Genomic DNA, 16,825 nt, shown 5'->3' on the forward strand with positions numbered 1-16,825 from the left:
CATTCCGGTTCGGCATCGCTTGGATCGCGGGTCACCAGGGCGAGGGTCGGTAATCCTTGAGGAAGCACCCGTAGAGGTCGACGCCGCTCTCGCCCTGCACGATCGGGTCGTAGACGCGGGCGGCGCCGTCGACCAGATCGAGCGGGGCGTGGAAGCCCTCCTCGGCCAGGCGGATCTTGGTGTAGTGCGGGCGCTCGTCGGTGATCCAGCCGGTGTCCACGGCCGTCATCAGGATCGAGTCGGCCTCGAACATCTCCAGCGCGCTGGTGCGGGTGAGCATGTTCAGCGCGGCCTTGGCCATATTGGTGTGCGGATGCCCCGGACCCTTGTAGCCGCGGCCGAACTGGCCCTCCATGGCCGAGACGTTCACCACGTACTTGCGCCTGCCCGCCGCCGCGGCCATCGCCGGACGCAGCCGCGAGACCAGGATGAACGGCGCGACCGAGTTGCACAGTTGCACCTCGAGCAGTTCGGTGGCCTCCACCTCGCCGACGGTCTGCACCCAGCTGTTGGTGTGCGCCAGATCGGGCACCAGCCCGCCCGCGTCGATCGCCACACCGCGCGCGATTCGCTCCGGCGTCGCCGAGCCCGCCACCAGGGCGAGTTCGGCCACGTCACCGGCCGACAGCGACGGCGTCAGCGAGGCGGTGAGCGCGGTCGGATGGGCCTGCATGGTCTTGCCGAAGGTGACCGTCTCGGGCAGCGTGCCCGCGGGCAGCGGCGCGGTCTCGGCGTCGACCAGGGCGCTGTAGGCGCCCGCCGAGCGGCGCACGGTCTGGGCGGCGTTGTTGATCAGGATGTCGAGCGGACCCTGGGCGGCGACGTCGTCGGCCAGGGCCACCACCTGGGCGGGATCACGCAGGTCGATGCCGACGATCCGCAGGCGATGCAGCCAGTCGGCGCTGTCCTCCATGGCGGCGAAGCGGCGGATCGCGTCGTTGGGGAAGCGGGTGGTGATGGTGGTGTGCGCGCCGTCGCGCAGCAGCCGCAGCGCGATGTACATGCCGATCTTGGCGCGGCCGCCGGTGAGCAGGGCCCGCTTGCCCGACAGATCGGTGCGCGCGTCGCGCTTGGCGTGGCTGGACGCGGCGCACTCCGGGCACAGCTGGTGGTAGAAGGCGTCGACCTGGGTGTAGCGCTGCTTGCAGATGTAGCAGGGCCGCGCCTTGAGCAGCGTGCCCGCGCTCGCGCCGGAGGTGGTCGAGCTGATCGGGATGCCCGCGGTCTCGTCGTCGATGCGCTGCGGCGAGCCGGTGGCGGTGGCGGCGATCACGGCGCGGTCGGCACTGGCGACCTGCTCGCGCGCCTCGACGCGGCGGCGCTGCTTGAGCTTTTTGAACATGTGCCCGACGGCACGCTGCACCGCGATCGAATCGGGGTGTTCCTTCTCCAACTGCCCGGCCTGTTCCAGCACCCGCAAACAGGTCGCCAACTCGTCCGGATCGATCGTCTTCTCGGTCATCGGGGACTGCGGCATTCCTTCGTGCGGGGGCGTGGGCGCCCTCTATTGTCGCATTGGCCGCGTGCCGTACCCGCTGGGTATCGTGGTCTGCCGCTGCCGCAACCGCGCGGCACCCCGACGAACACGACGGAGCAGCCCGATTTCCCCGCTGGAGACCGACACCGCAGACGCGCCACGCAGGCGCAGGCTCGAACCCGACGAGCGCCGCGCCCAGATCCTGGCCTGTGCCATCGACATGTTCGGTGAACGCCCCTACGCGGCGGTGTCGACCGCGGAGCTGGCCCAGCGCGCCGGGGTCGCGCGCGGCCTGATCAACCACTATTTCGGCAACAAGCGCGACCTGTACCTGGCGGTGGTGCGTCGCATGGTGACCCTGCCGCGCGCGGAGAAGGTGTCCATCCCGGAGGGCACCCCGCGTGAACGGGTCGACGCGATCGTGGGCTGGCTGCTCGACACCATCGCCGAGCACGGCACCACCTGGGTGAAGGTCACCAGCCACGAAGGTGTGGGCGATGACCCCGAAGTCCAGCAGATCCTCGACCAGGCCGACGACGCCGCCGCCGAACGCATGCTGATGATGATCGGCCGCGCCGACATGGCCGACGACGCGCGTCTGCGCGCGCTGATCCTGGCCTACGCGGGCATGGTGAAGGTGGCCGGTCGCGAGTGGATCACCCGCGGCACGCTGACCAGGGAGCAGGTGCACCGGCTGCTGGCCGACACCCTGCTGACGGTGATGACCGAGACGATGCCGGTCGTGCGGGGCTAACGCTCGCGGCCCGGCGGCATCTCGATGTCGCGGACGCTGTAGCGCTGCGGCCCGCGATGGCCGGGCGCGTGCCCGCTGCGACCGTAGGCCACCTCGATGTGCTGCTCGCGCCGGTGCTCGAACAGCAGCGCCGCGGCGCCGCCGAGCAGGAACACCGCCGTGCCGATCCCGCCCACGATCGCCCAGCCGATATTGCCGGAGCCCGCGGCGACCAGGGTGCAGGCCAGTCCCACGACGCCGATCGCGCAGGCGATGATGCCCGGCACGTTGTAGTCGTCGGCCAGCAGATCGCCCGCCTGCGCGTGCCAGGCGCGCTGGTCTGCCGAAGGGGTGCTCTCGGACATGGGGTCCTCCTCGCGATCTAGGGATGCGCGCTGGTCCCCCTGATGACCAGCATGGACCCGGACCCGCTGGTCGGGCAAAGGGGTTTGCCGGTTCGTTACCCGGGTCCATGCCCCCGCCACCCGGGGTGTGCCCGCGCCTACACATTTGCCGGTTGTGCTGAACTCTCCGGTCACCAGTCCCTATCCTCGTCGCGTAACCCGGCGTCGCGAGCGGGCCCGTTCGCGACGCCGGGGACAGATTTCTACAGAGGGACCCGGGGTTGATGGCACGGTACGAGCAATGGGACGACGACCCCGAGGAGGACGTGGACGATCGCCGGTGGAACGGCCAGCGCTGGCCGCACGCGAGCACCGACGACGGTCACGGGGGACGTCAGGCCGACCTGCCGCGGGTGAACCCGTACGCCATGGTGGCGCTGGCGGCCGCGCTGGTGCTGCTGTTCCCGATCGCGATCGTGTTCGGGCTGCTCTCGTTCGGGCATCCGCGCGGACGCGGAATCGCGGTGCTGGCGCTGCTGCTCGGTACCGCCGAGGTCGCCGCGGCCGCGACGGTGGGGCTGGCCGTGTTCGGCGGCTTCGACGTGTCGCTGCCGAACCTCGCCCAGACCACCGCGTCGACGACGGCGCCCACGCCGGTGGTCTCCGCGCACGGCACGCCGGTGGCCACCGGCGAGATGCCGGTGGCCAGCCCGACCCCCGCCGCGAACACGCCGGTGCTGAAGGGCGGTCCGTGCGCGGCCGAGCAGGCGGGCCTGCTCGGCGTCACGGCGGACGGCGCGACACTGCTGTGCCTGCGCAAGGACGGCGTGTACGCGTGGTCGGGGCCGTTCAAGGTGTCCGGGTCGTACTACGCCGTGGGCACCGGATGCGACCCGTCGGTCGACAAGACGGGACGCACCTCCGACGATCACGCGCTGGTCTGCGAGGGTAAGGCGGGCGCGGCCACCTGGGTGCTCTGGACGGAATAGACCGCTCAGGGCTGCCGCAGGGCGGCGAATTCGGCGGGCAGCTCGTCGTCGGCGAGCACGCGCATCTCGATCGGGCCACCGCTGTAGGAGTCCTCGCCGATGATCATCAGGTCCTCGTCGAAGGACCAGAAGATCACATTGCGCAACCGCAGCAGGTAGTTCTTGTCGGCCTCGGCGAACTGGGCCGCCATCGGATGCTGCACCATCAGCGCGCCCGGCTGGATCATGGTCAGCCCGCCCTCGATGACGATGCAGTGATCGTCGACCACCATTCGCTCGCAGTGGAACTCCAGCACGTGCCCGTTGTTCTCCACTAGGTTGCGGTAGTACTCGGCGACGCCCGCGCGGGTCTTCGGGCCGACATCGCCGCTGAGTTCCCAGAAGTGATAGTTTGTCTGCTCGCCGAGGGTGCCGACGAGGGTGTCCAGATCGCCGTCGCGTTCGGCGGCCGCGTGCACCCGCATGCGTTCGAGCATGGTGCGCTGGCGCGGGGATTCGGTTGTGGCGAGGCGGGCGGTGATGCAGTCGACGAGGTGGCTGCGATCGAGGGTGAGCATGGGTCGTGCCTTTCTGCAGGGGAACGGGGTCAGGGCAGGAGTGCGGTGCGGCCGTGGGTCGCGAACGCGGCCTCGCGGGCGGCACGGTCGGCGGCGGTGAACGGCCGGTAGCCGGTGTCCGTGGCGAGCAGCAGGGGGTCGTCGGTGTGCCAGGCCTGGCGGCGCAGGACCTGCTTGTCGAGCTTGCCGGTGCCGGTCAGCGGGAGATCCTCGACGACGCGCACCAGCCGGGGCCGCCACTTGGTGCCCAGATCGGGCTGGTCGGACAGGAATCGGTGCAGTTCGGCCGGATCGAGGGTGTGCCCGGGCAGCGGGAGCAGCGCGGCCATCACCTCGTCGCCGGTGCGCGGATCGGGCACGCCGTAGACGACGGCGCTGGACACGGCGGGATGGCGGGCCAGGATGCGTTCGATCGGCGCCGGGGCGAAGTTCTCGCTGTCGACCCGGATCCAGTCCGCGCCGCGGCCCGCGAACCAGAAGTTGCCCTCGGCGTCGCGGTAGGCCAGGTCACCGGTCCAGTAGTCGCCGTCGCGGACCTTGTTGGCCATCGTGGCGCGATTGTTGTAGTACCCCTCGAAGCGGGCCGCCGCGCCACGCACCACGATCTCGCCGATCGCGGCACCGGCATTGCGCAGGCGACCGTCGTCGCCGAATTCGGCGACCGGACAGGGCTGTCCGCTCGAGCCGACGATCTCGAGACCCATCGCGGGGTCCGGCTTGCCGAGCGCGCCCGGCGGGGTGGTCTCGGTGCGCATGATCGTGCACACCCCCTCCGAGGACCCGTAGGACTCGACGATCCGGCAGCCGAAGCGTCGCTGGAACTCCTCGCGGTCGCGGGTGGAGGCCTCGGTGCCGAAACCGAACCGCAGCCGGTTGTCGGCCTCGTCCGGGTGCTCGGGTTGCGCGAGGACATAGGACAGCGCCCGGCCGACGTAGTTGAAGAAGGTGGCGCCGAAGCGCCGCACATCGGGCGCGAATCCCGAGGCGGAGAAGCGCGGTCGCATCGCGTAGATGCCGCCGACCGCGAGAATCGGTGCCCAGGCCGCCATCAACGCGTTGCCGTGGAACAGCGGCATGGCGTTGTAGGCGACGTCGTCGCGGGTCAGGCCGTGCACATTGAGCTGCCCGATCGCCGCGAGTCTGAACGACGAGCAGATCACCGCTTTCGGCGCGCCGGTCGAGCCGGAGGTGAACAGCAGGAGCAGCAGGTGTTCGAGGCCAGCGGGTGGTGGCGCGGTGTAGGCGGTGCTGTCCGCGATGAGGTTCCGATAGCGCTCGCCCTCGACGTCGATGACGTCGACGTCCGGCAGGTCGAGGTCGTCGAGCAGCGCGCGATGTGTGGGGCCGACGAGCAGTGTCCGGCAGTCGGTCCCGCGGATGTCGGCGGCCAGTTCCGCGCCGCGCCGGGTCGGGTTGACGCCGACGACGGTCGCGCCGCAGAGCGCGGCCGCGGCGATGACCAGCAGATACTCCGGATCGTTGTCCATCAGCACGCCGACGTGCCACGGACCGGGGCGGCGTAGCTCGGCGAGCGCGGTGGCGCGCCGGGCGGCGGCGGCGACGAAGGCCCGCCAGGTGAGGACCTCCTCGCCGAACAGCAGGGCGGGATGGTCGTCCTCGGCGCGGGCGAGGAGGAGCTCGGCGACCGAGGGGCGTCCCGTCCGCGTTTTCGCGATAATGGCACCCACATCGACACCGCGACCGAGGCACAGGAGGCAGGCACCGTGAGTGAGGCACCACCCGCCGGGCGGCCGCGCGACGTGCGCATCGACGAGGCGGTGCTGGTCGCGGCCCGTGATCTCGTCGCCGAGGTGGGCTACGCCGACCTGACCTTCCGCGCGATCGCCGAACGCGCCGGGACCTCGGTTCCCGCGATCCGGCGTCGCTGGGCCTCCAAGGCCCACCTCGTGCACGAGGCCGTCTATCCCGCCGACGTGGTCGCCGCACCCACTGGCGCCACCGACCTCAGGGCCGAGGTGCGGGCCGTGGTGCAGCGGTGTCCGGACATCGTCGGGTCCCCGGCGGGCAGGCGGGCCACGCCCGCCCTGATGGGTGAGCTGATGGCCGATCACGCGCTCGAGCAGGAGCTGAGTTCCCGGCTGCTCACCGCGGGCTGGGACAGCCTGGCCACCCGGCTGACCGAGGCCGCCACCCGGGGCGAGGCGCGCCCCGACGTCGACCTGGGACTGTTCATCGAGATGGTCTTCGGCGCCACCCTGGTCGCGATCGTGCTGCGGGGCAGGGCCGCGCTCGACGACGCCTGGATCGACGGCCTGGTCACCAGTCTCGTGGACGGCCTGGCGGTGCGCTGACTCAGTCGGCTTTCTTGGCCCGGCTCGGCTGCACGCGCGGCGGTTCGTTGGGCATCTTCGGATACTGCGGCGGCCACGGCGCGTCCATCAGCCCGGCCGCCATATCGCGCTCCGACATCGCCAGCAGCGGTTCGATCGACTGCGGCGTGCGGTCGGCCCAGGGATCGCCCTGCTCGGCGAGCCGGGCGGGGACGGTCGCCAGGGTCAGCTCGTCGGGCACCACGGTGTCCAGATCGTCCCAGGAGATCGGGGTGGATACCTGCGCGCCGACCTTGGGGCGCACCGACCACGCCCCGAACACCGTTTTGTGCGGAGCGTTCTGGTTGAAGTCGACGAACACCCGCGACCCGCGTTCCTCCTTCCACCACTGCGCGGTGATCTCCTCGGGATAGCGGCGCTCGAGCTCGCGCGCCATCGCCACCGCCGCGGCCCGCACCTCGTAGCCGTCCCACCGGGGTTCGAGGGCGGCGTAGATGTGCAGGCCGCGCGAACCGGAGGTCTTGACCCGGCAGTCGATGCCGAGTTCGGTCAGCAGTTCGCGGGTACGCACCGCGGCCACCCGCAGATCGTCGAAGCCGATACCGGGGGACGGGTCCAGGTCGATCCGCAGCTCGTCGGCGATGCGCAGCTCGGGCACGTGGTTGGGCCACACGTGGAAGCCCAGACAGCCCTGGTTCACCGCCCACAGGACGTGCGCGAGATCGTGTGCGACCAGGGCGTCGCTGGTGGTGCCGTTGGGCGTGGAGACCTCCACCGTGCGCAGCCAGTCCGGCGCCGATTTCGGTACCCGCTTCTGGAACCACGACTTGCCCGAGGCGCCGTCGGGATAGCGCTCGAGCAGCAGCGGCCGATTCCCGATCACGCCCAGCAGCGGCTCCGCCACCGCCTGGTAGTACCGGACCAGGTCGAGCTTGGTCTCTCCGCGCTTGCTGAAGTACACCTTGTCCGGATGACTGATCGACAGCGTGCGGCCGTCGACCTCGATCTCCACCGCCGCGCTCATCGACGCTCCCCGAAGATCGCGTCGAGTTCGGCCGGGGCCACCTCGTCGAGCTGGGCGTAGGTACACGAGGCGGGGGTGCGGTCGGCGCGGAAGCGAACCAGCCTGCCGCCGTGGCGGAAACGCCCCGACTGCACGTGCTCGTAGCGCACCTCGGCGACCAGTTCCGGCCGCAGCGCCACCCACGACAGGTCCTTGCCGCCGGACCAGCGACTCAGCCCGCCGGGCATCTTGCCGCCCGCCTCGGCCTGGGCCACCGCGTCGGCCCAGTCCCGCCACGGATGGTTCTCCAGCGCGTTCTCCCGCAGCGGCGCGAGTTCACCGAGCAGTTCACGGCGACGCGCGGCGGTGAAACTCGACGCCACTCCCACGTGGTGCAGGTTCCCGTCCTCGTCGAAGAGGCCGAGCAGCAGGGAGCCCACGCCCTCGCCGTCCTTGTGCATCCGGTACCCGGCGACCACACAGTCGGCGGTGCGTTCGTGCTTGATCTTGAGCATGACGCGCTTGTCCTGCTGGTACGGCAGGTCGTCGGCCTTGGCCATCACTCCGTCGAAGCCCGCGCCCTCGAAGCGGGTGAACCAGTCCTGCGCGACATCGGGGTCCTGGGTGATCGGGGTGAGGTGGATGCGTCCGGGCGCGGCGTCGAGCAGCGACTCCAGGGCGCGTCTGCGCTCGCGGAACGGGGCGGCGGTGAGGTCGCGGTCGTCGAGGGCGAGCAGGTCGAAGGCGACGAAACTGGCCGGTGTCTCGGCGGCCAGCTTGCGCACGCGCGAGGCCGCCGGATGCAGACGCTGCTGGAGGGTGTCGAAGTCCAGGCCCTGGTCGGTGACGACCACGATCTCCCCGTCGACCACACAGCGTTGCGGCAGCGCGGCTTTCAGTAACTCGGCCAGCTCCGGAAAGTACCGGGTGAGCGGGCGGTCGTTGCGGGAGCCGAGTTCGATCTCGTCGCCGTCGCGGAACACGACGCAGCGGAACCCGTCCCATTTCGGCTCATAGCTCAGGCCGGGTTCGCGAGGCAGCGACGGCGTCGACTTGGCCAGCATGGGGCGCACTGGCGGCAGCACCGGTAGATCCATCGATCCTCCTCGCGGGTGGGTTCACCCGTGTCGACGATGCGAGCACGCCCGATTCATCGGTGTGTGAGGCGATCGTAGGTCGAAGGACCGACGAGAACCGGGACATCGGTCCCGTGCGGTCAGCTGTCGAGCCAGCCGTGTTCGTCGGCGAAGGTGGTGAACCGGTCGCGGATGGTGATGATCTCCGCGGCGGTCAGCGCCGGAGAGGCCTCCAACAGCAACTCGGTGATCTGCCTGCGCATCTCCTCGGACCCGAGCCGCTGACCGGTCCGGTCCTTGCGGCCCTTCGCCGCGGGCGGGGCCTGGCCGACGGCGGTCAGGTTGATCGCCTTGGGCCCCCGATCACCCTCGGTGACATCGAATTCGAAGATCCGCCCCTGGCGCAGCTCGTCCTCGTCGAGGCCGATGTCGTTGACATGGACGAACACGTCGGGCCCGCCGTCGTCGGGCCGGATGAACCCGAATCCCCGTGACCCGTCGAACGACACCAATTTCCCGATGGACACCAACCAGCTCCTCAGCTCCGCTTCCCGACGCCCACTCTAACGCGGCATTTGGGCGTTTTACCCGGAAAGCGATCAGCGGAAGGAGCGCAGTCACAATCGGGTAACTTCGCGTTAATCTCCACTCGTTAGCGTTCCGAATCTGTTCGGTCCGGTGTGGAGGTTGCAGACGAGTGTTGGACCCCGGTGCGGGGATCAGGTCGGGGGACTACGACGCCGGTCGCGGCGTGCTCGTCGCGACGCCGCGAACCGCGGCGGGCGCGCGGTGTTTCCGGCCGCCCGCGCCGCCGGTGGTGGCGCTCACGCCGCGACCGCGTCCGGCGCACGTGCCGCTGGCACCGGCCCAGGAGCGGATGTGGCATGCGGCGCGGCTGGGTCGCTCGGCGGACTGGAATGTCGCGCGCGCCCTGCGGCTGCGTGGCACTGGGATCGACGTGGTCGCGTTGCGGGCCGCGCTCGAGCACCTGGTGATCCGGCACGAGCCGCTGCGCACCCGCTACCCGGTGACCGGCGGTGGCCCCGCCCAGGTGGTCGCCGACCCCGCCGAGCTCGCCCTCGACGTGGTCGAACGCATCGTCACCGAGGACGAACTCGCGGCCGCGATCGCGGAGGCGGCGGGCGCGGCCTTCGATCTCGCGCGCGACCTGCCCCTGCGCGCGCGGCTGCTCGTCCTCGGTCCCGACGAGGTGGTTCTGGTGCTGGTCGTGCACCACATCTCGGTCGACGGCCGGTCGATGGACCCGCTGATCCGCGACCTGGTGACCGCCTATCTCGCCTGCCGCGCCGGAACCGCACCCGACTGGGCGCCCCTGCCGCTGACCTACACCGACTACACCCTGTGGAAGCACGACCGGCTCGGCGACTTCACCGACGAGTGGAGCCGCGCCACCCACCAGCTGCGCTACTGGGCCAACGCCCTGGCGGGCAGGCCCGCGCTGCTCGATCTGCCCACCCGCGAACTGCCCGGGCCACCGGCGGACCCGGCGGCGGGCACGCTGATCCCCGTCACCTTCGACGCGCCCACCCACGCGGGCCTGCTGCGGCTGGCCGACGACGGGCGCGCCAGCCTGCTCATGGTGTTGCAGGCGGCCTTCGCGGTGACCGTCGGCGCGTTCGCGCGCAGCGCCGACGTGACGGTGGCGACCGCGGTCTCCGGTCGCGAGCACCGGCTGCTCGACGACATGGTCGGCAACTTCTCCGACGACGTGCTCCTGCGCGTGCGCCTGGACCGCGCCGGGAACGTCGAGGAACTGCTCGACCAGGTGCGCCGGGTCGCGCTGGCCGCCTACGCCCACCCCGACACCCCCAACCCCCGGCTCAAGCGCTGCTTGCTCCAGGACGCCGCGCTCCCGCTGTTCCAGGCGACGCTGATCCTGCAGCGCGCCGCGACGCCCCGGACCGCGTCCACCGAATCCGCCGTGGCGCAGCCACTGTCGATCACCGAGCTGCCCACCGGCGTGGTGCGCGCCAAGCACGATCTCGAGTTCGGTCTCACCGACCACTACGACCCGCTCGGCGCGCCCGCCGGGATCGACGGCTCGTTCCGCTACCCGATCGCCCGCTTCGACGAGGAGACCGCCGCGCGGTTCGTCGCCCGCTTCCGCGGGGTGGTCGGGCTGCTGGCCGACGGCTACCGCGGCCCGCTGACCGCGCTGCTGGCGGGCACCGGCCGTCGCCGCCCGGTGCGCACCACCCGCCGGGCGCCACGACTGCTGCTCTGATCAGCCCCGTTCCAGCGGCAGCCCGGCGTCACGCCAGGCGACGATGCCGCCGTCGAGGCTGAACGCGTCGAACCCGGCCCGTCGGGTCACCGCGGCGAAGCGCTGCGAGGTCTCGCCGACCGGGCACACGAACACCACCGGCCGCGATCTGGGAAACGGAATCCCTTGGGCGAGGAGGTCGTCGAGCTGGTCGTCGCGGATATTGACCGCCCCCGGCACGTGCCCGACCCGGTAGGCCATCGCGCCCCGGGTGTCGACGACGGTGGGTCGGCCGGTGCGGTCGAGGTCGGCCAGTTCGGCGGGGGACAGGCTCGGGGCGAGGTCCTCGGGTCCCGGTGCCGCGGGCGCGGCGGGCTTGCCGAACAGGTCGGGCCTGCGCTGGGCCAGATAGGACAGATACGGCTCTAGCCGATCGCAGACGATGAGCACGGCCACCAGCGGCCGGTCGCCGGGCCGGGGCGCGGCCGCGAGCGAACGCAGGGCCGCCGCGTAGCCAGCGCCGCTGGTCGGCCCCGCGAGGACACCGTAGCCGCGCGCCAGGGCGAGGGTGGCCTCGATGGCGGTCGCGGAGTCGACGGTGACGATCTCGTCGTAGAACCCGGGCTGGAAGAGCCCGACCTCCCACATCTCGCGCTCGGACCGGATGCCGGGGATGAAGTCGAACCGGTCGGAGACCACACCGATGGTGCGCAGGGCCGGATGGTGGTCGCGCAGGGCAGTGGCCGTGCCCCGGGTCGAGCCGGTGGTGCCCAGGCCGCCGACGAGATAGTCGACGGTGTCGATGCCCGCCGCGGCGAAATCGGCGGCGATCTCGGCGCCGGTGCCGTCGCGATGGGCGGCGACATTGCGTTCGCTGGTGTACTGCGAGGGATGGAACCAGCGGCCCGGCGCCTGACCGATCGTCTGCTCGATGACCGCCGAGACATCGTCGGCCGCTTGCGGATCGGGGCATTCCGACAGCCCGGGCAGCTCCACGATCTCGGTCTCGAGCAGCTGCAACAGCTGGCGGACCTCGCTGACCCGGATGCGATTGGTGACCGCCCGCAACGGCACCCCGTACAGCCCCCCGAGCACCCGCAGCGCCTTGGCCGTATTGCCGCTGGACGCCTCGATGAGCGACTGCCCGTCGGCGGCGATCCGGGCGAGGTCGTCGCGGATCATCGCCCACGCCACCCGATCCTTCACCGACCCGAACGGGTTGTGCGACTCCAACTTCGCGTACAACTCGACCTCCGGCAGGCCGTGTACGGCGGGGTCGAGCCGGAGCAGGGGCGTGTCGCCGATGAGCTCGGTGATGTGGGAGTAGATCATCGCCACGCTCCGGGCCGGTACTCGGCGTCGGGGCACAGCACGTACCCCGTGTCCGCGCGGGTCACCGCCACCTTCGCCGGGGCCGGATGCATGGCGGCGCTCGCCGCCGACAGATCCGAGTGGTAGGCGGCGGTATTGGCGAACACCACCGGATCGCCCGGTACGGGCAGCCGGTCGACGCGGACCTGCCGCTGGGTCACCAGATCCCGCTCCAGACACAGGTGTCCGGCGAAATACACTCCGGCGGGGCCGGTTCCGTTCGCCTCGGTGAGCACGATCGGGTCGATGAGCACCTCCTGATCGGCGGCGGTGACGGTGTCGCGGCTCAGATTCAGATGCACCAGTGTCGCGCCGCCACCGGTCCGCTTGACGAATTCGACCTGGGCCACCGTGATCCCGGCCCGGTCGACCAGCGCCTTACCCGGTTCCAGCCAGAGCTCGAGCAGATTGTCGGCCAGCACCTTGCCCAGCGCCCGGCCACCGTGTCCCGGCAGCGGCGCGGCGAGCAGCTCGGCGAGCAAGGCCGGGGCCGGGTCGGTATTGGCGTACTTGTGGTACACGGCGCCGCCGTGCACGGCCCCCTCGGCCACGTGATAGCCGAAGGTGTTGCCGCCCCAGTGCAGTGCGGGCCCCTGGCCCAGGAGGCCCGCGCGCAACGCGGCGTCGTAGGCGTCGTAGCCGCTGGGGTCAGCGGTGAAGACCTGACGCAGGCCACCACCGATATCGAGCACCGTCGGGGTCAGGCCGCGCGCGTACGCGCGTTCGACCAGGTCCAGGCAGTCCGTGACCGCCCGCACCCGCTCCGCGGTCGAGGCGGTGTCGAGGTGGAAGGCGAACCCGCGCAGCAGCACTCGGTCCCGATGTCGTTCGAGCACGTCCAGCGCGCTGTCGATGTCGGTGAGGTCGATCCCGAACCGGCTGGGCGCGCTTCCCGCGAACCCCGACACCCGCACCAGCACCTGGGCCGGACCGAGCCCGGCGAGGGTCTCCAGCTCCCAGAGATTGTCGACATTGACCGTCACCCCCGCCGCCACGGCATCGGTGAGCAGCGCCGTGCCCTTGGGTCCGGTCACCTCGATCCGGTCGACCGGGAAGCCCGCCGCGTCCGCCGACCGCAACTCCGGCGCCGACGCGACATCGATCCCGATGCCCGCGTGCGCCGCGGTCCGCGCGAACGCCGCCGAACGGTTCACCTTGTGCGCGTAGCAGATCCGATACCCGAGCCCGGCACCGTCGAGCACGCCGCGCAGGGCCGCCAGGTTCTCGGCGAAGACCTGTGGGAAGACCAGGTGCACCGGTGATCCGAACCGCCGCAGCGCCTCACGCACCGCGGCACGGTCGGCGACGAACGCGGCGACCTGCGGGGCGAGGGCGGCGGGAACAGCGGGCGGGGTCATCCCACCGACGCGCCGGGCAGCGGCGCGGGCGCCTCGTCGACCGGGTTGTACCCGCCGTCGCGCAGCGCCTCGAACACCCGCGCCCGATGCCGTGGACTGCGGATCCGCGCGGTCACCCGCTTGGATTCCAGATCGATCTCCAGCACCGGGATCCGCATCGACTCCAGCAGCGCGGTGATGGTCCGCACACAGTGCTTGCAGCTCATATCGGGCACGAAGAACACGCCGTCGTCGGCGAGCGCCGTGCCACCGGGCTCGACCGGGGTGATGTCGGTGACGAGTTCGACCGTGTCGGCCACCTCGGCGAAGGTCGCGACGAAGCGGTCCACGACCGCCGCGAGCACCGAGGTGCCCCCGGTGTCGGCGGCCGCCGGGCACACGGGCACGGTGCCGGGCGGCAGCAGCGCGTACTGGCGCGAGATCAGGTCGAGGTCGTCGTGATACTTCGCGACGGCGGCCTCCACCTCGAGACCCTCCTCGGTGGTCGCGCGGCGCATCACCGCGTGCGCGTCGGCGAGGGTGGCCTCCTTCATGGCGCGCAGCAGCGCCAGCGACTCGGCGGTGTAGCGCACCCGGCCGTCGGGCAGCGTCTCCAGGCGCACCGGGATCATCCCGCGCCGGAACGTGGACGCCTGCAGTTCCCAGAACCAGCGCGTCGCGACGGCGGCGAAGATCCCGGAATCCCGCAGGCCCGTGGCGAACTCGACGATCCCGCGATACGGCGTGTCACCGGCGATGAGCCCGTGCTGCACCAGCGCCCGCCCCGCCGCCTCGATCCCGACCCGCGCGATCTCCACCGGCTCGTGATCGGTCGTGGTGCCGAGCAGGACCGCGCGCTCGGACTCCGCCAGCGCGGCCGCGCGTTCGGCCAGCCCCGATCCGGCCAGCGCCCGCCACAGCGCCAGCACGGTCTCCCTGGCGACGACGGCGAGTTCGGGACCGGCGCCCGCGCGGTGGACGTAGCCGGTGTTCGGGATGCCCGCCGAGTCGGTCCAGGTGAGTCGATGGGTGGCACTGGTGACCTGCTCCGCGCGACACGGCCGCATGAACCGCTCCATGTACAGCCGCTGCGATTCGGTCAGCGTCCCGCCCGGCTCGGCGCGTAAGGCGGTGGCGCGCACCGTGATCCGCACCGGCGTGGCGGGTTCGGCGGCGGCGAAGAGTCCGGGCGCGGCCAGTCGGGCCAGGATCCGGGCCGTGGCGCGGCGGTCGTAGTTCTGCGCGGGAGGCGTACCCATCAGTGCTCCTCGGCTCGGGGGACAGGTCGTGGCTCACCACCGGTGCCCGGCGATGCCGGACACGCGGTCGAGGAAGCGGTCGATCTCGTCGAGGGTGTTGTAGAGCTGGGTGCTCACCCGCACCGAACCCGCCCCGTCCTCGGCCGAGGGCACACAGTGCGCGCCCGTGCGCACCAGGAAACCGGCGTCGGCCAGCACGAACCCGAGATCGGCCGCGCTGATCCCGTCGAGGGTGAACGAGACGATCCCATAGCCGACGGCACAGTCCGCGTACGCCGGACCGGGCAGGAGATCCAGCCCCGGCAGCGGGCGCAGACCCTCGATCAGCCGCAGCGTGAGTGCCCGGTTGTGCGCGGCGATCGCGGCCGGACCGATCTCCTCGAGCAGGTCGAAAGCCGGTGCGAGCGAGAGGATTCCGGGCAGATTCAGCGTGCCACCCTCCAGCAGGGCGGGCATCCCGGAACCCCGCAGCCCGTCCTCGGTGACCCGCACGCCCGAGCCGCCGCCGGGCAGGAACGGCCGCAGCCGGTCGTGCACCCGCCGATGGCAGTACAGCAGCCCGACCCCGGGCGCGCCGAACATCTTGTGCCCGGCGAACACGGCGAAATCGGCGCCGAGCGCGGTGAGGTCCACCGGGATGTGCCCGCCGCTCTGCGAGCAGTCGAAGCACAGCAGGATCTCCGGATCGATCCGCCCGCGCAACTCCTCGAGCGTGCTCAGCCCGCCGTACACGTGATGCAGGTGGGTGGTGGTGATCAGCCGGGTGCGCGGCCCCACCTGGGCGAGGATGTCGTCGACATCGGCCTCACCGGCGCGGGTGGCGCGATAGGGCCGCAGCACGATCCGGCGGCCGAACCGCGCGAGGGTGTCGCGCAGGTGGTGCCAGGGCAGCACATTGGCGGCGTGATCGGTGGGGCTGTAGAGGATCTCGTCGCCGTCGGCGAGCGCGGAAAGACCCCAGCTGTGCGCGATGGTGCCCAGCGCGGCGGTGGCCCCGCTGGTGAAGACGATCTCGTCGGCATGTCGCGCACCGAGGAATCCGGCCGCGCGCGCCCGGACCGCCTCGACCCGGGCGGCCAGCGTCGTGGCCCAGCCGTAGGTGCCCCGGCCCGCGTTGGCGGTGCGCGCGCGGTGGTAGTCGGTGACCGCCGCGATGACGGAATCCGGTTTCTGGGTGGTGGCGGCACTGTCGAGATAGACCACCCCCGCCTCGGCCAGCGCCGGGAAGCGCGCGCGCACGGTGGCGGGCACCGGCGCGTGCCGGGTCGCCGGGGCGGCGGCGAGCTCGGGCCGGAGGGGGTGCACGCGTTCAACGATACGCGCGGACAACACATTTCGACCTCGACAACGGTCGAGGTGCTCAGTACCTGCCCTGCAGATAGTCGACCAGATGGCCGCGTTCCTCGGCGAGTTCGGTGATCTCGCTCTTGACCACGTCGCCGATGCTCACGATCCCGACCAGTCGGTCCTCGCGCACCACCGGCATGTGCCGGATCCGGTGCTCGGTCATCACGTGCCGCAGCGAGGACACGTGGTCGTCGGGGCCGCAGGTGCGCACCTGAACGGTCATGATCTCGGCGACCGGACGGTCGAGCAGGTCGGGCCCGTCGCGGTCGAGGCGACGCACCACATCGCGTTCGGAGACGATCCCGCTGATCGTCGCGCCGTCGGGGGAGACCACCACCGCGCCGATATTGTGCCCGGCCAGGACGCCGAGCAGCGCGCGCACCGTGGTCTCCGGGGGGACGGTCGCCACCGCCGCTCCCTTGTTCCGCAGGATCTCCGCTATCCGCATGGGCCACTCATTCGGGTCGCACGGGCCGTACGGGTACCAGCATGCTCCGCGAACGCCGCCGTGACCAGCACGGACACGTCACGGACTATTCGTCGTCCAGGCCCGCCGAGAGATAGGCCGCCGCGGCCAGCCACTGCCTGCACTGCGGACCGTGCACATCGTGCTGGCGCAGCATCTCGCGCGCCTGGCGATAGGTCAGGGTGTGCGGCTCCTCGCCGCAGGCGGTGGGCGGGGCTACCGCCGCGCCGAGGTGTCGCGGGATCTCGAGGCCGACCGTGGTGGCGGCCGAGATCCGGCGGGGTGTACGAAACGGACTGCTCATCCGAGGCCCCTCACATCCGGCGCCGGTGGGTCGGTCCGGCCGGTGTG

Annotated in this window: 17 protein-coding genes; 4 read left to right on the top strand and 13 right to left on the bottom strand. The window is 71.4% G+C overall.

Features of this window, described 5'->3' with window-relative positions; all coding sequences use genetic code 11:
* Positions 1-31: 31 nt before the first annotated feature.
* Positions 32-1,462, bottom strand: coding sequence for an SDR family NAD(P)-dependent oxidoreductase (locus tag QC180_RS08970; protein WP_278262169.1), 1,431 nt, complete (start codon positions 1,460-1,462; stop codon positions 32-34).
* Between the two features lie 139 nt (positions 1,463-1,601).
* Between QC180_RS08970 and QC180_RS08975 the strand changes: the two genes are divergently transcribed.
* Entirely contained in the window at positions 1,602-2,231 is a 630-nt protein-coding gene (locus QC180_RS08975) for a TetR/AcrR family transcriptional regulator (RefSeq protein WP_278262566.1), read from the top strand.
* Here the strand turns inward: QC180_RS08975 and QC180_RS08980 are convergent.
* Complete coding sequence (locus QC180_RS08980; protein ID WP_278262170.1) at positions 2,228-2,575, bottom strand: hypothetical protein; 348 nt, start codon at positions 2,573-2,575, stop codon at positions 2,228-2,230. The two genes, QC180_RS08975 and QC180_RS08980, sit on opposite strands and share 4 nt — an antisense overlap.
* Positions 2,576-2,838: 263 nt before the next feature.
* Between QC180_RS08980 and QC180_RS08985 the strand changes: the two genes are divergently transcribed.
* Complete coding sequence (locus tag QC180_RS08985; RefSeq protein ID WP_278262171.1) at positions 2,839-3,543, top strand: hypothetical protein; 705 nt, start codon at positions 2,839-2,841, stop codon at positions 3,541-3,543.
* Between the two features lie 5 nt (positions 3,544-3,548).
* Here the strand turns inward: QC180_RS08985 and QC180_RS08990 are convergent, their stop codons facing one another.
* A complete protein-coding gene (locus tag QC180_RS08990; RefSeq protein ID WP_278262172.1) occupies positions 3,549-4,100 on the bottom strand; it encodes a hypothetical protein in 552 nt (183 codons plus the stop codon).
* A gap of 29 nt (positions 4,101-4,129) precedes the next feature.
* Positions 4,130-5,788, bottom strand: a complete 1,659-nt coding sequence (locus tag QC180_RS08995) for an AMP-binding protein (protein WP_278262173.1) — start codon at positions 5,786-5,788, stop codon at positions 4,130-4,132.
* Positions 5,789-5,824: 36 nt separating this feature from the next.
* Here QC180_RS08995 and QC180_RS09000 point away from each other — a divergent pair, with 36 nt between their 5' ends.
* On the top strand, positions 5,825-6,412 hold the full coding sequence (locus tag QC180_RS09000) for a TetR/AcrR family transcriptional regulator (RefSeq protein WP_278262174.1): 588 nt from the start codon (positions 5,825-5,827) through the stop codon (positions 6,410-6,412).
* A gap of 1 nt (position 6,413) precedes the next feature.
* On the opposite strand, the gene ligD is transcribed toward QC180_RS09000, so the two are convergent.
* From ligD to QC180_RS09015, 3 genes are all read right to left on the bottom strand, one after another.
* Entirely contained in the window at positions 6,414-7,415 is a 1,002-nt protein-coding gene (gene ligD / locus QC180_RS09005) for a non-homologous end-joining DNA ligase (RefSeq protein WP_278262175.1), read from the bottom strand.
* The gene (locus QC180_RS09010; RefSeq protein WP_278262176.1) at positions 7,412-8,491 is read right to left on the bottom strand and encodes an ATP-dependent DNA ligase; all 1,080 of its coding nucleotides are present in this window, start codon (positions 8,489-8,491) and stop codon (positions 7,412-7,414) included. The genes ligD and QC180_RS09010 overlap by 4 nt, the downstream gene beginning before the upstream one ends.
* Positions 8,492-8,610: 119 nt before the next feature.
* Entirely contained in the window at positions 8,611-9,000 is a 390-nt protein-coding gene (locus QC180_RS09015) for a cold shock domain-containing protein (protein ID WP_278262177.1), read from the bottom strand.
* A 167-nt stretch (positions 9,001-9,167) separates the two neighbouring features.
* Between QC180_RS09015 and QC180_RS09020 the strand changes: the two genes are divergently transcribed.
* On the top strand, positions 9,168-10,715 hold the full coding sequence (locus tag QC180_RS09020; RefSeq protein ID WP_278262178.1) for a condensation domain-containing protein: 1,548 nt from the start codon (positions 9,168-9,170) through the stop codon (positions 10,713-10,715).
* Here the strand turns inward: QC180_RS09020 and QC180_RS09025 are convergent, their stop codons facing one another.
* The 6 genes from QC180_RS09025 to QC180_RS09050 form a co-directional block, all read right to left on the bottom strand.
* On the bottom strand, positions 10,716-12,026 hold the full coding sequence (locus QC180_RS09025) for a pyridoxal-phosphate dependent enzyme (protein ID WP_278262179.1): 1,311 nt from the start codon (positions 12,024-12,026) through the stop codon (positions 10,716-10,718).
* Positions 12,023-13,423, bottom strand: coding sequence for a type III PLP-dependent enzyme domain-containing protein (locus QC180_RS09030; RefSeq protein ID WP_278262180.1), 1,401 nt, complete (start codon positions 13,421-13,423; stop codon positions 12,023-12,025). The genes QC180_RS09025 and QC180_RS09030 overlap by 4 nt, the downstream gene beginning before the upstream one ends.
* Complete coding sequence (locus QC180_RS09035) at positions 13,420-14,661, bottom strand: heavy-metal-associated domain-containing protein (protein WP_278262181.1); 1,242 nt, start codon at positions 14,659-14,661, stop codon at positions 13,420-13,422. The genes QC180_RS09030 and QC180_RS09035 overlap by 4 nt, the downstream gene beginning before the upstream one ends.
* A 33-nt stretch (positions 14,662-14,694) precedes the next feature.
* Positions 14,695-15,966, bottom strand: a complete 1,272-nt coding sequence (locus tag QC180_RS09040; protein ID WP_278262182.1) for an aminotransferase class V-fold PLP-dependent enzyme — start codon at positions 15,964-15,966, stop codon at positions 14,695-14,697.
* A gap of 55 nt (positions 15,967-16,021) precedes the next feature.
* Positions 16,022-16,456 carry a CBS domain-containing protein gene (locus tag QC180_RS09045; RefSeq protein WP_278262183.1) on the bottom strand — a complete coding sequence of 145 codons (435 nt, stop codon included), beginning with the start codon at positions 16,454-16,456 and terminating at the stop codon, positions 16,022-16,024.
* 85 nt (positions 16,457-16,541) lie between these two features.
* Entirely contained in the window at positions 16,542-16,778 is a 237-nt protein-coding gene (locus tag QC180_RS09050; protein WP_278262184.1) for a hypothetical protein, read from the bottom strand.
* Positions 16,779-16,825 lie beyond the last annotated feature (47 nt).

Origin of the sequence: Nocardia anocheti (assembly GCF_029675105.1) — a bacterium.
Taxonomy (GTDB): domain Bacteria; phylum Actinomycetota; class Actinomycetes; order Mycobacteriales; family Mycobacteriaceae; genus Nocardia.

What these genes read in the sequence shown, in the direction of transcription:
- QC180_RS08970 (WP_278262169.1), bottom strand. Translation starts at nt 1,462, where the DNA reads ATGACCGAGAAGACGATCGATCCGGACGAGTTGGCGACCTGTTTGCGG.
- QC180_RS08980 (WP_278262170.1), bottom strand. Translation starts at nt 2,575, where the DNA reads ATGTCCGAGAGCACCCCTTCGGCAGACCAGCGCGCCTGGCACGCGCAG.
- QC180_RS08985 (WP_278262171.1), top strand. Translation starts at nt 2,839, where the DNA reads ATGGCACGGTACGAGCAATGGGACGACGACCCCGAGGAGGACGTGGAC.
- QC180_RS08990 (WP_278262172.1), bottom strand. Translation starts at nt 4,100, where the DNA reads ATGCTCACCCTCGATCGCAGCCACCTCGTCGACTGCATCACCGCCCGC.
- ligD (WP_278262175.1), bottom strand. Translation starts at nt 7,415, where the DNA reads ATGAGCGCGGCGGTGGAGATCGAGGTCGACGGCCGCACGCTGTCGATC.
- QC180_RS09010 (WP_278262176.1), bottom strand. Translation starts at nt 8,491, where the DNA reads ATGGATCTACCGGTGCTGCCGCCAGTGCGCCCCATGCTGGCCAAGTCG.
- QC180_RS09025 (WP_278262179.1), bottom strand. Translation starts at nt 12,026, where the DNA reads ATGATCTACTCCCACATCACCGAGCTCATCGGCGACACGCCCCTGCTC.
- QC180_RS09030 (WP_278262180.1), bottom strand. Translation starts at nt 13,423, where the DNA reads ATGACCCCGCCCGCTGTTCCCGCCGCCCTCGCCCCGCAGGTCGCCGCG.
- QC180_RS09035 (WP_278262181.1), bottom strand. Translation starts at nt 14,661, where the DNA reads ATGGGTACGCCTCCCGCGCAGAACTACGACCGCCGCGCCACGGCCCGG.
- QC180_RS09045 (WP_278262183.1), bottom strand. Translation starts at nt 16,456, where the DNA reads ATGCGGATAGCGGAGATCCTGCGGAACAAGGGAGCGGCGGTGGCGACC.
- QC180_RS09050 (WP_278262184.1), bottom strand. Translation starts at nt 16,778, where the DNA reads ATGAGCAGTCCGTTTCGTACACCCCGCCGGATCTCGGCCGCCACCACG.